13 protein-coding genes are annotated in these 11,826 nt (G+C 67.1%); 1 reads left to right on the plus strand and 12 read right to left on the minus strand.

Annotated features, from left to right (window positions below; translation table 11 throughout):
• Window positions 1-28: 28 nt before the first annotated feature.
• The 12 genes from FBZ88_RS17020 to FBZ88_RS17075 all read right to left on the minus strand — a co-directional run bounded on the left by FBZ88_RS17020 (window position 29) and on the right by FBZ88_RS17075 (window position 10,933).
• Complete coding sequence (locus FBZ88_RS17020) at window positions 29-802, minus strand: alpha/beta hydrolase (protein ID WP_246138709.1); 774 nt, start codon at window positions 800-802, stop codon at window positions 29-31.
• Between the two features lie 259 nt (window positions 803-1,061).
• Window positions 1,062-1,271, minus strand: coding sequence for a hypothetical protein (locus FBZ88_RS17025; protein WP_145618405.1), 210 nt, complete (start codon window positions 1,269-1,271; stop codon window positions 1,062-1,064).
• 463 nt (window positions 1,272-1,734) lie between these two features.
• On the minus strand, window positions 1,735-2,016 hold the full coding sequence (locus FBZ88_RS17030) for a type II toxin-antitoxin system VapC family toxin (RefSeq protein WP_326485528.1): 282 nt from the start codon (window positions 2,014-2,016) through the stop codon (window positions 1,735-1,737).
• A 139-nt stretch (window positions 2,017-2,155) separates the two neighbouring features.
• The gene (locus FBZ88_RS17035; protein WP_145618406.1) at window positions 2,156-2,398 is read right to left on the minus strand and encodes a type II toxin-antitoxin system Phd/YefM family antitoxin; all 243 of its coding nucleotides are present in this window, start codon (window positions 2,396-2,398) and stop codon (window positions 2,156-2,158) included.
• Between the two features lie 83 nt (window positions 2,399-2,481).
• Window positions 2,482-3,471: a LysR family transcriptional regulator gene (locus tag FBZ88_RS17040; protein WP_145618407.1), complete on the minus strand. Its 990-nt coding sequence runs from the start codon at window positions 3,469-3,471 to the stop codon at window positions 2,482-2,484.
• Window positions 3,472-3,550: 79 nt separating this feature from the next.
• Entirely contained in the window at window positions 3,551-5,050 is a 1,500-nt protein-coding gene (locus tag FBZ88_RS17045) for a 5-methyltetrahydropteroyltriglutamate--homocysteine methyltransferase (protein WP_145618408.1), read from the minus strand.
• Between the two features lie 15 nt (window positions 5,051-5,065).
• Window positions 5,066-5,860, minus strand: a complete 795-nt coding sequence (gene phnC, locus FBZ88_RS17050) for a phosphonate ABC transporter ATP-binding protein (RefSeq protein ID WP_145618409.1) — start codon at window positions 5,858-5,860, stop codon at window positions 5,066-5,068.
• A complete protein-coding gene (gene phnE, locus FBZ88_RS17055) occupies window positions 5,860-6,675 on the minus strand; it encodes a phosphonate ABC transporter, permease protein PhnE (RefSeq protein WP_145618410.1) in 816 nt (271 codons plus the stop codon). The genes phnC and phnE overlap by 1 nt, the downstream gene beginning before the upstream one ends.
• A gap of 17 nt (window positions 6,676-6,692) precedes the next feature.
• A complete protein-coding gene (locus FBZ88_RS17060) occupies window positions 6,693-7,577 on the minus strand; it encodes a phosphate/phosphite/phosphonate ABC transporter substrate-binding protein (RefSeq protein WP_145618411.1) in 885 nt (294 codons plus the stop codon).
• A 22-nt stretch (window positions 7,578-7,599) separates the two neighbouring features.
• Window positions 7,600-7,962, minus strand: coding sequence for a DsrE family protein (locus FBZ88_RS17065; protein WP_145618412.1), 363 nt, complete (start codon window positions 7,960-7,962; stop codon window positions 7,600-7,602).
• A gap of 22 nt (window positions 7,963-7,984) precedes the next feature.
• The gene (locus FBZ88_RS17070) at window positions 7,985-8,212 is read right to left on the minus strand and encodes a sulfurtransferase TusA family protein (protein ID WP_145618413.1); all 228 of its coding nucleotides are present in this window, start codon (window positions 8,210-8,212) and stop codon (window positions 7,985-7,987) included.
• Between the two features lie 375 nt (window positions 8,213-8,587).
• Entirely contained in the window at window positions 8,588-10,933 is a 2,346-nt protein-coding gene (locus tag FBZ88_RS17075) for a TonB-dependent receptor (RefSeq protein WP_145618414.1), read from the minus strand.
• A 309-nt stretch (window positions 10,934-11,242) separates the two neighbouring features.
• Between FBZ88_RS17075 and soxR the strand changes: the two genes are divergently transcribed.
• Window positions 11,243-11,746 (plus strand): redox-sensitive transcriptional activator SoxR, encoded by a 504-nt coding sequence (gene soxR / locus FBZ88_RS17080; RefSeq protein ID WP_145618415.1) that lies wholly within the window; start codon window positions 11,243-11,245, stop codon window positions 11,744-11,746.
• Window positions 11,747-11,826: the final 80 nt, after the last annotated feature.

Raw genomic sequence — 11,826 nt, forward strand, 5'->3', positions numbered from 1 at the left:
TACTCCTTGAGACGGCGTTGGCGGGGCGTTACAGGCGACGCCCGAGGAAGTTGGCGATGGCCGCCAGGGCCGCGGGATTGGCGGCCAGGTCGGCATGGGAAACGCGGGGGAAACGGGTCACCTCGGTGGGCACGCCGGCCCCGATCAGTTGACCCGCGTACTTCTCGGCCTCGACGTGCAGCACGTCGTTCTGGGCCGTGACGATCAGCGCCGGGGGCAGGCCGGCCAGGCGCCGGGACTCCAGCGGCGCCGCATAGGGATGCAGGCGCTGCGCCGCTTCCGGCAGGTAGGCGCGGTAGCACTTGGCGCAGTCGGCGATGGTGATGTCCGAACTCAGCAGCGTCTCGTCCCCCACCCGGGTCAGGCTGGGGTCCAGCATGGGGCCAATCAGCACCTGCGCCTTCAGCGGCACGTCACCCTGGTCTCGGGCGATGAAGGTCAGCGAGGCGACGATATGCCCGCCGGCATCGTACCCGGCCACGCCCAGGCGGTTGGCGGCGCCGCCGAAGTCCTTGGCGTGTTCGGTGGCCCACAAGGCGGCACGGTAGGCGTCGCCGGGGGCGGCGGGGAAGGGGTGGGCCGGGGCCAGGGAATAGCCCACGGAGATGACGAAGGCCGGCGTATGCGTGGCGATGAAACGCGCCGCCGGATCGGCATCGTCCAGCCCGCCCTTGGTGAAGCCGCCGCCGTGGAACACCAGCACGACCGGCAGCGAGGGCCGCAGGGTCTTGCGCGCCACGGCCGGACGGTACAGGCGCAAGGTCACGTCCTGGGCATAGCCCGGGATGCGCGTCTCGCACACGGTCACCTCATCCGGGCCGCTGGCGGTGGTTTCACAGGGATTATGGCGCGATGGCCTGGACATTTCACACGGACGCGGGTGCGTCCCTCCTGGTTTATGACAGGGTGGACTGTATGAGGGGTGTTGCGGCGAATAAATCAGTGTTTCGCTGCTACACAATTCGGATTGTCAGAACAATCGCGCCGACGGGAGACGGCAACGCGTACCGCGGCCGGTGCGCCGCGGTACGCATGGGGCGAATTTTCGGGAGGGGCGGTGCTTAGAAACCCCGGAGCATGACGCCGATAAAGGGCAACAGGTCGCAGAGCGCCAGGCCGGCGAACAGCGACAGGCCGGTGCCCATGGCCGCCAGGACGGCCAGGGTCATGCGGGCGTCCGAGGTCAGAAGATGGCTGGAGGCAGGTGCCTCCCCCACCAGCGACGTGGGAATCGTCAAGCTGTTCTGGACATCAAAGGTCGGTGCGGCCATCGGACGAACTCCTTACGAGCGGGTGACGCCAGGCATACGCCGGGAACTGCGGCGGTCGCGTCCCGTTTCCCGCCGTCAAATCGGCGCGGATGCGGGCGGCGGTATCGGCCGCGGGTTCCGGCAAGGATGCCGGCATCAGGCATGGGGCGGCGGGACCGGAGACTGCCAAGACCACGGGTCACGCCAGGGACAACGCGTCCGCGCCCCTCTCCATTGGAAAAGGACGATCAGGCCGCGAGACTAGGTTGGGGCCCCGAACGGGGCGGTTTCACGAAGGGCGGACCCTAGGATTATCCCCCGGATCCGGGCCACCGACCGGTCCGTGACCGGCACTGCAGCAACGGTTCCATCATAGCGAACGCCGCTCTAGGCGGAATACGCGATAATGCGAATAGTCTGTTTAGAAAAAACCGCATAATCGGGGCATTGGGGGCCCCGCCCGCGCCGCAGCTGAGCAATGACTTTACGGTATCATTGTCGCGATGCCCAGGGCCAGCCCCGCCTCGGCGAGCTTGTGATCCAAAGTGCAAAGAGTGGCGCCTTCATCGGCAGTGATTGCCAGCTGAAGGGCATCAGCGGCCCGCAAACCCAAATTATGATGGTCGCAAAAACGGGCAGCGGCTTGGAAATGACCTGAAGAAATCGGTGGCCGGATGAAAGTGTATTCTATCCGCCCCCAAAATATTCTCAAGGCTTGTGCCCGTTGCTCAGCGCTGATTCGACTTGTCCGCACCTTGATGGACAAGGCCGAGGAAAACCCCGTTATCACCCAATCGCTGATGAGCAGGGCATTGGCGTCCTGCCGGCTCAGCAATGTCTGGATACGATGCGAAGCGGACTCATCGTCAGGGCGGCGACCAGCAGCGACGTGTCGAGGTAGAGCATCAATACCGGTCGTCGTTCCGCATGGCGCGCACGAAGGCTTCAGCGGGCTGTGCTTGCGGCGCCATGCTTCCGGTTAGCGCTTGCATCGGGGCTAGCGCGATCGGTTGCCGGGAGGCGGTCATTGGGACTAGGCGGGCGACGGGCTTGCCCCGGCGGGTGATGATCACGGTTTCCCCCGCTTCGGCCTGGCTGATCAGGTCGCTCAAGTGCGCCTTGGCATCAGCAAGGTTGATCGTGGTCATGTTCGTTCTTCCTGACCAGATAGTTGGTCAGATATGGACGTGTCCCTCCCTGAAAACAATGCGAATTGCCCGGGCGCGCATCCTCACGCGCAGATCAGGCACTTCTCCTCTTCCTCCACATCGGCTGGGGCGGGGGCCGGGGGCTTTTCGGGGCAGAGGGTGGCCTGGCCGTTGAACAGCGGGCAGCTGTCGAAGAGGTCGGCCACCCAGTCCACGAACACCCGCACCTTGGGCGACAGGTGGCGGTTGTGGGGATAGACGGCGGAGATGGGCATGGGCTCCGGCTTCCACCGGGGCAGCAGTTCCTTCAGCTGGCCGGACAGCAGGTAGGGCTTGGCCATGAAATAGGGCGGCTGGATGATGCCCAGCCCTTCCAGCCCGCAGGTGAGATAGGCGTCGGCGTCGTTCACGGCGACGGGGCCGGCGGCTTTCACCTCCTGCACCTCGCCCTCCACGATGAAGGACAGGTCGACGATCTTGCCGGTGCGGCTGTGGAAATAGTTCACGGCCTGGTGCCGCTCCAGATCCTCCAGCGTTTCGGGCACACCGTAGGCGGCGATGTAGGCAGGGCTGGCGCAGGTCACGCCTTGGAACACGCCCACGCGCCGCGCGATCAGGCTGCTGTCCTGGAGATGGCCAACGCGCACCACGCAGTCCACGCCGTCCTGCACCAGATCCACCGGCCGATCGCCCATGCCGATCATCAGGTCGATGTCGGGATATTGTCGGCGGAATTCATGGACGCGGGGAATGACCAGCAGCCGGCCGATGGCGCCCGGCATGTCCACGCGCAGCTTGCCGCGCGGGTTCTTCTTCATGTTGGCGAAGGAGGACTCCGCCTCGTCGATGTCGGACAGGATGCGGACGGCGCGCTCGTAATAGGCGGCGCCATCGGGGGTCAGGCTCAGGCGCCGCGTCGTCCGCTGCAGCAGGCGCACGCCCAGGAAGCCTTCCAGGTTCTGGATGATGGTGGTGACGGACGCACGGGGCAGGCCCAGCGTGTCCGCCGCCTTGGAGAAACTGTTCACTTCCACGATGCGGGTAAAGACCTGCATCGCCTGCAACTTATCCATGGGAACCACCGGATATCACGCGATCCGGATCAATGTAGGCGCTTGAACGGTCCGGTTCCAGGTTCGCAGTTACGGGCCGTCAGCGGAAGCGCGCCGCCCCGCGCGCGATGGCGGCCAGCTTGTCCTGGGCCGTGCCGCCGGCGCAGATGGGGTTGTCGGCGAAGGTGGCGAAGCCGCAATCGGGGTGCAGCAACACCCGCCCCCGCCCGAACAGGTCGATGGCGTGCCCGATGCGGGCCGCCACCGCGTCCGCATCCTCCACCGCCGCATGCTTCTGATTGACCACGCCGACCCCGACGCGGGCGTCCTGCGGCAGGGCCCGCAGGATTTCCATTTCCCCGGCGCGCGGCGTGCACATCTCCAGCAGATAGGCGCCGACCCTCACCTGGGCCAGGGTGGCGACCAGGGGCGCGTAGCTGCCGGACAGGGCCACGCTCTCATCCGGCGTCCAGTTGCCCCGGCAGACGTGCAGGGCGGTACGCTCGCGGGGGAAGCCGGCCAGGACGGCGTTCAGCAGATCGCGGGCGAAACCCAGCTCATGGTCGGGCCCCAGCGATTCCGAGAGCGCGCCGCACATGAAGCTGCGTTTGTTCTTGGCACCGGCGAACACCACTTCCGACAGCACCGGCTCATCGAACTGGACCAGCGTGGCCCCGGCGTCCAGTACCTCCGCCAGTTCTTCCCGCAGCACCCGCACGATGTCCTGGGCCAGGGCCTCGCGGCTGGCGTAGGCCTGATCGGAAATGCACTCCATCCACATGGTGCGGGTCAGGAGATAGGGGCCGGGCAGGGCCACCTTCACCGGCTTGGCCGTGACCGTGCGGGCGAAGTCCACCTCGTGCGCCACCAAGGGACGGGAACGGACCAGCGGCCCGAACACCGCCGGATGGCGCACCTCACCCGCTGGAATGTCCAGGGCCCGCAGCTCCGCCTCGAATGCCTCGGGATCATCCACCAGGGGCAGCAGGTCGGTCAGGGGGATGAGCTGGCAGTTGTCCAGCCGGGTGGCGACGAAGCTGGCATAGCTGTCGCGCCGCTGCTCCCCATCCGTCACCACGTCCACGCCCGCCTTTTCCTGGGCGGCGATGGCCAGACGCACGGCGTCGTCGGCGGTCTCATGGAAAGCCTGCTCCGGCAGGCGGCCCTCCACATAGGCGTGCATGGTGTCGGCCATCCAACGCGGCCGCGGCCAGGACCCGATGCCCATGACCGCCAGCTCCGGCAGGGGCGGGGCCGCCACCGGTTCGCGCCGCCGGGCGGGGACGGCGGGCGCCATGGCCATGGGGGCCGCCGGCATGAGGGGTGCCACCGTCCGTTCCGCCAGGGCGCCCTTGCACACCAGGAAACTGCGCTGGCGGCCGGTCTTGGTCCAGGACACCAGTTCGTTGCGGGTCATGCGGCACCAGGCCGGCAAATCCTCGTCCACCGACACCTCGGACGACAGGATCTCCAGCAGACCGCCGCGCGGCAGCGGGTCGATATGCTTGCGGATCAGCAGCAGCAGGCCGTTGCCGCAGTCAAGCTCCCCCCCGTCGAAGGAGACGTCCGGGCTGTGGGCGTGGTGGGCGATGGGGTCCATGGGGAAGCTGTCCGATCAGGAATTGCCGTAAAGGCGCGCGGCGGCGGCGGCGTCGAAAAGACTGGTCGGCAGGTCCGCCACCACCCGGCCGCCGGCCAGGCCGATGATGCGGTCGGCGGCGGCGCGGGCCAGGTCCACCTGATGCAGGCTGCATACCACGCCCACGGCGCCATCGTCGCCTTGGGGGCCGCGCGCGATGTCGCGCAACAGGTCCAGCACCCCGGCGGCCGTGGCGGGGTCCAGGCTGGCCACCGGCTCATCGGCGACGATCAGGCGGGGACGCTGGGCCAGCGCCCGGGCGATGGCCACGCGCTGCTGCTGGCCGCCGGACAGGGTGTCGGCCCGCTGCTCCGCCTTGGCCAGCAGGCCGACGCGGTCCAGGCATTCCAGGGCCAGTAGGCGGTCGGCGCGGCCGAAGCGGCGTGACCAGCCGCGCCAGGCCGGCACGTGGCCCAGTCGGCCGGCCAGCACATTGTCCAGGGCCGTCAGCCGGCCCACCAGGTTGAACTGCTGGAACACCACGGCCACGTCGCGCGCCAGGCGCCGACGGTCGCGGCCGGCGGTCCGCGCGATGTCCTGCCCCCACACCCGCACGGACCCCGCATCGGGTGGGGCCAGGCCGGCCAGGCAGCGGAACAGGGTGGTCTTGCCGGCGCCGCTGGGGCCCAGCACGGCCACCACCTCGCCCGCGCGCACGCTGAAGCTGACATCCGCCAGGGCGGCATGGCCGCCGAAGGCCTTGGCCAGGCGCTCCGCGCGCATCAGCGGTTCCACGGGAATGGCACGGACAGGGGGAAGCGGCGCGTGCATCACGCCAGCCTCCGGCGCAGCCAGCCGGAAAACTGGTCCAAGGCCGTCACCACCACCAATATGACGGCGATGATGGTGACCAGGCGGGGGAAATCCAGCAGATCCATGCTGTTCTTCAATTCCTGGCCGATGCCGCCGGCGCCCACCACGCCCAGGACGGTGGAGGCGCGGACATTGAACTCCCACCAGAACAGGGCGGTGGACAGCATGACGGGCGCCACGTCGGGCACCAGGGCGTAGCGGATGGCCGCCAACCGGCCGGCGCCGGTGGTGCGCACGGCCTCCAGCGGGCCCAGATTGGCGTTTTCCAGATGGTCGGCGAACTGCTTGGCGGCGCTGCCCCAGGTGTGCAGGGCGATACCCAGCACGCCGGCGAAGGGCCCCAGGCCCACCGCCGCCACGAACAGCAGGGCGAAGACGAAGCTGTCGATGCCGCGCAACGCGTTCAGGAACCAGCGCGCCGGATGGTACAGCCGTGGCCAGGGCGTCAGGGGGCGGCTGGCCAGGATGGCCATGGGCAGGGCCAGCAGGACGGCCAGCGTGGTGCCGATGGCCGCCATGGCCACGGTTTCGGCCGTGCGCAGCGCGAACAAGGGCAGCTCATGCAGGTCGGGCGGCCAGGCCGTGGCCAGCCAGCGGCCCAGCTTGGGCAGGCCCACCGCCAGCTTGTGCGGGTCTATCCCCGCCAGCCGCCAGGAGGCGGCGTAGAAGGCCAGCAGGGCGGCGCAGATCAGCCACAGCCGCAGGCGGGGCCCCGTGATGCCTCGGCCCGCCGCCTCCATCCGCCGCAACGCCTGTTCCGCAGCACTGGCCATCCGTCGCCGTTCCGTCCTCAGGCCTTGGCCTTGATCTTGCCCAGCGCCAACCCCGCCTTCTCGATCATGTCGTAAGAGGCGTGGGTGGCGGCCACGAAGCCGGTGTAGCGGTTGGGCAGCAGGGCCTTGGCCTGATCCACCGTGATGGCGGTCAGGATCTTGCGCACCTGGTCGCCCATGCCGGCCGGGGCGTTGGCCGGCAGCACGATGGCGTCGTTGGGCAGGGGGTCGGAGGTCCAGACGATCTTGTTCGCGTCCTCCTTCACCTTGCCGCTGGCGATCATGGCGTTGCGGTTGCGGTCGAAATCGGTCGCCAGGTCGACCTGGCCCGCACTGACCGAAATCTCGTTGGCGGCGTGGGTGGCGCCTTCCGTGTAGGTCCAGAAGGTCCTGGGGTCGATCTTCCAGACCTCCTTGGCGTAGTAGCTGGGGATCAGCCAGCCGGAGGTGGAGCCCACGTCGGCGAAGGAGATGGTCATGCCTTTGGTGTCGTCCGGGAACTTGGCGACCTTGACGTCCGGCCGGGCGATGATGACGCCCAGGTAGGTGGGCTTCTCGTCATACTTGACCGTGGCCACGGCCTGGCAGCCGGTGGCGTTGTTGGCGATGATGTAGCCCCAGGGGCCCATCCAGGCCAGGTCCAGCTGGCCTGAGCCCATGGCCACGGCCATGCCAGCCCAGTCGGTGGTGGCCACCAGCTCGAAATCCACGCCCAGTTCCTTGGCCAGGTGGGCGAACAGCGGCATGTAGGCCTTCTTGGTATCCTCCGGCGAGGGCAGCAGCGGCCCGATGCCGAAGCGCAAGGTCTTGCGGGCCTGCGCCAGGGCCGGCGTGCCCATGACAGCCGTGGCCAAGCCGGCGCCCGTGACGATGCCCCTGGCGATGAACGTCCTGCGATCCATGTGCGTATCCTCGTCCCTGGGATCAGTAGCTGACGCTGGGTGCGCCGTCGCTCATGAACTCCACCAGCTTGGCGCCGCCCACGATCTTGGCGCCTGGGATCAGCTTGCCCTCGTCCAGGCCGCGCTTCTTGAAGCAGGGGGAGCAGACATAGATGGTGCCGCCGGCGGCGGCGAAGTTAGCGATCAGGTCCCTCAGGGGGGCGAAGCCCTCCTCATGGATGTCGTCGGCATAGCCCGCCTGCGACAGGCGGGTGCCCTCGATGGACAGGAACACCACCGTTTCCTTGTCGGATGCCACGGCGGCGTTGGCGATGACGAAGGCGACGGTGGCCTTGTCGGTGTCGTTCTTGGCGCAGCTCAGCGAGACGACGAATTTTCCAGGCATGGTTACTCTCCGGTGAGGGGACTCACGGCCAATCGGGCCGGGAGCGGATCCAGAAGCTGTGGGTGGCGGGGTCGTGGCGGACCAGCGTGTTGCGGGTCATGCGGCACCAGGCCGGCAGATCCTCCGGCGCGCCGCTGTCATGGGCGATGACGCGCAGCATGGCGCCGGGCATGGCTTTCAGCCGGACGCGCAGCAGCATCACCAGCTCGCCGCAGCCCATGTGGCCGGCATCCCAAGTGTCGCTGTCCATGTTGCGCATCTCCGCCACGCCAACCGCTTTCCGCCCAGGCCCGACCCGGACATGAACCGCCGTGCATGCGCCCAGGCGCACGCGATCCCACGAGGATTCCTGAAGGGAAGGAGCGGATGACGGCCACGGACGTCCCCGTGGGCACACGGGCATCGGGCCAGCCCGGACCGGGCATGACGTGGGACCGAAACGCTCAGCAATCACCCTAGGTTAGCGCCGGGACGGGCGTCAAGGCGTGGCGGTCGCCCGCCCGGTACCGGGCCCGGTTCGGCGGTGTTTTCTTATAAAAAAGCGTCAAGGATACAAGGCGGAAAGGAAAGGGGCCGGCACGCGGACGTGCCAGCCCCTCGCGTCAAAGCCGCTGAGGCGGCGGGCTTAGAACCCGGCCTTCAGGGTGACGAAGAACTGGCGTGGGGCCAGCGGGTAGATGGCGTAGGTGCCGGAGGCCGAGCCCACGGTGATGGTGCTGGCCGCCTTCTTGTCCATCAGGTTGGTGACGTTCAGCGCGATGGAGGAGGACTTCACGCCCGGGGCGATGGCGCCCAGGTCGTAGCTGGCCTCCAGGTTGAACTGCCAGTAGGAGGGGACCCACAGGTCGTTGGTGTAGGTGGCGTAGCGCTTGCCGTAGTACTCGCCGCTGACCTTGGCGCCGAAGGCGCCGTAGTTGCTGCTGACGATGAAGCGGTTCATCCACTCCGGATCGCCGGGGATCAGCTTGCCCGCGGTCTGCACCGTGCTGGCGCCGCTGACGTAGTTCTGATCGTACTGGGAGTGGTTGTAGGACAGGGCATCGTAGACCGAGAAGTGGTCGCCCAGATGCACGGTGGCGGCCACGTCGACGCCGTCGGTGGTGACGCTGCCCACGTTCTGCAGGATGCCGACGCCGCCCACGAAGCTGGTGAGGGTGGCGTTCGGGCTGATCAGCAGCTGACGGTTGCTGAAGTCGACGTGGTAGTAGTTGATCTGGCCGCCGATGCCGGTGATGAAGCCCAGGTCCACCGGGTGGTCGCCGCGCCAGCCGGCCTCATACGTCCATGAGGTTTCCGGGTTGCCGGTCTTCTTGAACAGGTCGAAGGCAGCCTGGTTGCCCAGGCTCCACGGCGAGGCGCCGCCCAGGCCGTAGGTGATGTACTGGCGCAGGTTCTTCTGGATGTTGAAGAACAGCTGGTCGTTGCCGGTGATGTCCCACAGGGCGCCCACCTGCGGCAGGAAGCCCTCCTTGGTGTCGATCTGGCCCTGCGGCAGGTTCACGGTGGTGCCGCTGTAGGAACCGGGCAGGGGCTGCACCGGCATCTTGCCGTCGGCGAACTGCAGGCTGGCCTTGAAACCGGCCTGCAGCTTCACGGTCGGCAGCACCTGCCACTGGTCCTGCAGGTAGGGCTGGATCACGTCGTTGGTGATCTTGCTTTCCACCTGGGTGAACAGCGCGTTGTCCGGGACGTCATAGGGCGTCAGCGGGTTGGTCAGCGACAGCTGGTACCAGCGCCGGGCCGTGGTGGTCTCGTTATGCTCCCACCACACCCCACCTTCGATCTGGTGATCGCCCAGGGTATAGGTGGCGTTGGAGCGCACGCCCTCGCGGTCGATGGTGTACTCGGTGGTGCGCACGCCATAGCCGGTGTTGCCCAGCACGGTCTTCAGATCCTGGGTCGGGTAATAGACCTTGAACACCGAGGCGGCGCCGCTGATGGGCAGGGCCACGATGCCGCGGCCGTCGTCATGGTGATAGTAGACCTGGTTGTGCCAGACCAGATCGTCGCTGAACTGGTAGTCATAGCTGACGTAGCCCAGGTAGTCGGTACGCTGCGCCGCGCTGAAGTAGTTGGAATAGTTGGCGCCCAGGGCCGCCGGGGTGTTGCCCTTGGCATCGACGTAGGTCAGCGCCTTGGTCAGGTCCGGATACAGGAAGGGGCGGGTGTAGGGCTGGTAGGCCTGGTTGGCGGCGATGGAGGTCGCGTCCTCGTTCGGCTCGACCTTGTCCGACCAGTCGAAGAAGGCCTTCAGCGTACCTTTGTCGCCGGCATGCACGAACTTGCCGTTGACCTGGTATCCGCCCTGCTGGCCGTTGAAGTCCCAGGCGCGGGAATCCTGGCGCACGAAGGAGACGTAGCCGCTGTTGCCGCCGCCCAGGTCGCCGGTGTCGATGCGGGCGAAGGTGCGGAAGGTGTCGTAGCTGCCGAACACCTGCTCCACCTGCGCGCCGGCGTCAGCCTTGGGGTCATCGGAGAACACGGCCAGCGTGCCGCCCAGGTTGCTGGTGGACGCGGTGCCCAGGTCACCGGCGCCTGACGCCAGGCTGATGCGGCCAATGTTCTCGCTGATGATGGCGCGCTGCGGCGACAGGCCGTTGTAGTTGCCGTAGGACTGGTCGCCCAGCGGCACGCCATCCAGGGTGTAGCCCAGCTGCTGGGCGTTGAAGCCGTGGATGTAGAGCGAGGAGTTCTGCTCGTTGTTGCCCCACGGGTCGGCGTTCTGGAAGATGACGCCCGGCAGCATGTTGATGGCCTTCACCGCGTTCACGCCGGGCATGATGGCCTGGATCTCGCGCGTCGGCAGCTCGATTTCCGACGCCGAGCGACGGGACGAGGTGACGATGACCTCCTGCATCTGATCGGTGTCAGCGGCGGCCGCATCGGGCGCCTGCTGGGCCGACGCGGGCAGGGTCAGGCCGGTCAGCAGCGCCAGGGCGGCGGCCGACGCCAACAGGTGACGGATTTGCATTTCTTTCCCCCAGGGTTATGAAATTTCTGGGGTAATAGCCAGGCTACCGCAGTGCGGCAAATTAAGATTTGATTTCAAAATGGGTGCGGTAACATTACAAAATCATGTAAGTTATACTTACAACGAATGGTTTCTGATCGCTTTGATTATGTCTTAAGGGCAATATACTGCGTAATTGCCACGGTGGCGAGATGCCGCAGATGCGAAGGCGCCCCTGCTGGCGGGCAGGGGCGCCGGCCTGTCGTCGCATCCTTGCACCCGTTTGCCGGCGGGCCTTATAAAACCTCGTCCTTTGTTTAGGTATGCGCCATGTCCGCTCCGCCAAAGCTGCCCCCTGCCAACCCGCCGCCTGCCAAGCTGAAACGTGAACTTTCCGTGGGAGAGGTGGCGAAACGCGCCGGTGTCGCCGTTTCCACCCTGCATTTCTACGAGAGCAAGGGCCTGATAACCGCCAGCCGCAGCAGCGGCAATCAGCGCCGCTATCCGCGCGATGTGCTGCGCCGCATCGCCATCATCCGCGTGGCTCAGCGCGCCGGCATCGCCCTGGCGGACATCCATGCCGCCCTGGGCACAGTACCGGACGGCCGCACCCCCACCCAGGCCGACTGGCGCCGCCTGTCAAGTGACTGGAAGGACATGCTGCAGCAGCGCATCGACAGCCTGATGCAGCTTCGCGACCAGTTAGAAACCTGCATCGGTTGCGGCTGCCTGTCACTGGGCGACTGCCCCCTGCGCAACCCCTACGACCGCTTGGGCGCCGATGCGGCGGGCCCTGTGCTGTTGCAGCCGGGTGTAGGTGGGGCAGCGGAGTGAGGCGACGGTGGTCTTAAGGCAACATCAGGCGGACGTTGCTTGACGCGGCGGCTTGCCGCAACGTCGTGCCCAAGGGGGCG

This window comes from Nitrospirillum bahiense (assembly GCF_007828025.1).
Classification (GTDB): Bacteria; Pseudomonadota; Alphaproteobacteria; order Azospirillales; family Azospirillaceae; genus Nitrospirillum; species Nitrospirillum amazonense.

Coding starts and splice junctions, on each gene's coding strand:
- FBZ88_RS17025 (WP_145618405.1), bottom strand. CDS start 1,271: ATGGCCGCACCGACCTTTGATGTCCAGAACAGCTTGACGATTCCCACG.
- FBZ88_RS17035 (WP_145618406.1), bottom strand. CDS start 2,398: ATGACCACGATCAACCTTGCTGATGCCAAGGCGCACTTGAGCGACCTG.
- FBZ88_RS17040 (WP_145618407.1), bottom strand. CDS start 3,471: ATGGATAAGTTGCAGGCGATGCAGGTCTTTACCCGCATCGTGGAAGTG.
- FBZ88_RS17045 (WP_145618408.1), bottom strand. CDS start 5,050: ATGGACCCCATCGCCCACCACGCCCACAGCCCGGACGTCTCCTTCGAC.
- phnC (WP_145618409.1), bottom strand. CDS start 5,860: ATGCACGCGCCGCTTCCCCCTGTCCGTGCCATTCCCGTGGAACCGCTG.
- phnE (WP_145618410.1), bottom strand. CDS start 6,675: ATGGCCAGTGCTGCGGAACAGGCGTTGCGGCGGATGGAGGCGGCGGGC.
- FBZ88_RS17060 (WP_145618411.1), bottom strand. CDS start 7,577: ATGGATCGCAGGACGTTCATCGCCAGGGGCATCGTCACGGGCGCCGGC.
- FBZ88_RS17065 (WP_145618412.1), bottom strand. CDS start 7,962: ATGCCTGGAAAATTCGTCGTCTCGCTGAGCTGCGCCAAGAACGACACC.
- FBZ88_RS17070 (WP_145618413.1), bottom strand. CDS start 8,212: ATGGACAGCGACACTTGGGATGCCGGCCACATGGGCTGCGGCGAGCTG.
- FBZ88_RS17075 (WP_145618414.1), bottom strand. CDS start 10,933: ATGCAAATCCGTCACCTGTTGGCGTCGGCCGCCGCCCTGGCGCTGCTG.
- soxR (WP_145618415.1), top strand. CDS start 11,243: ATGTCCGCTCCGCCAAAGCTGCCCCCTGCCAACCCGCCGCCTGCCAAG.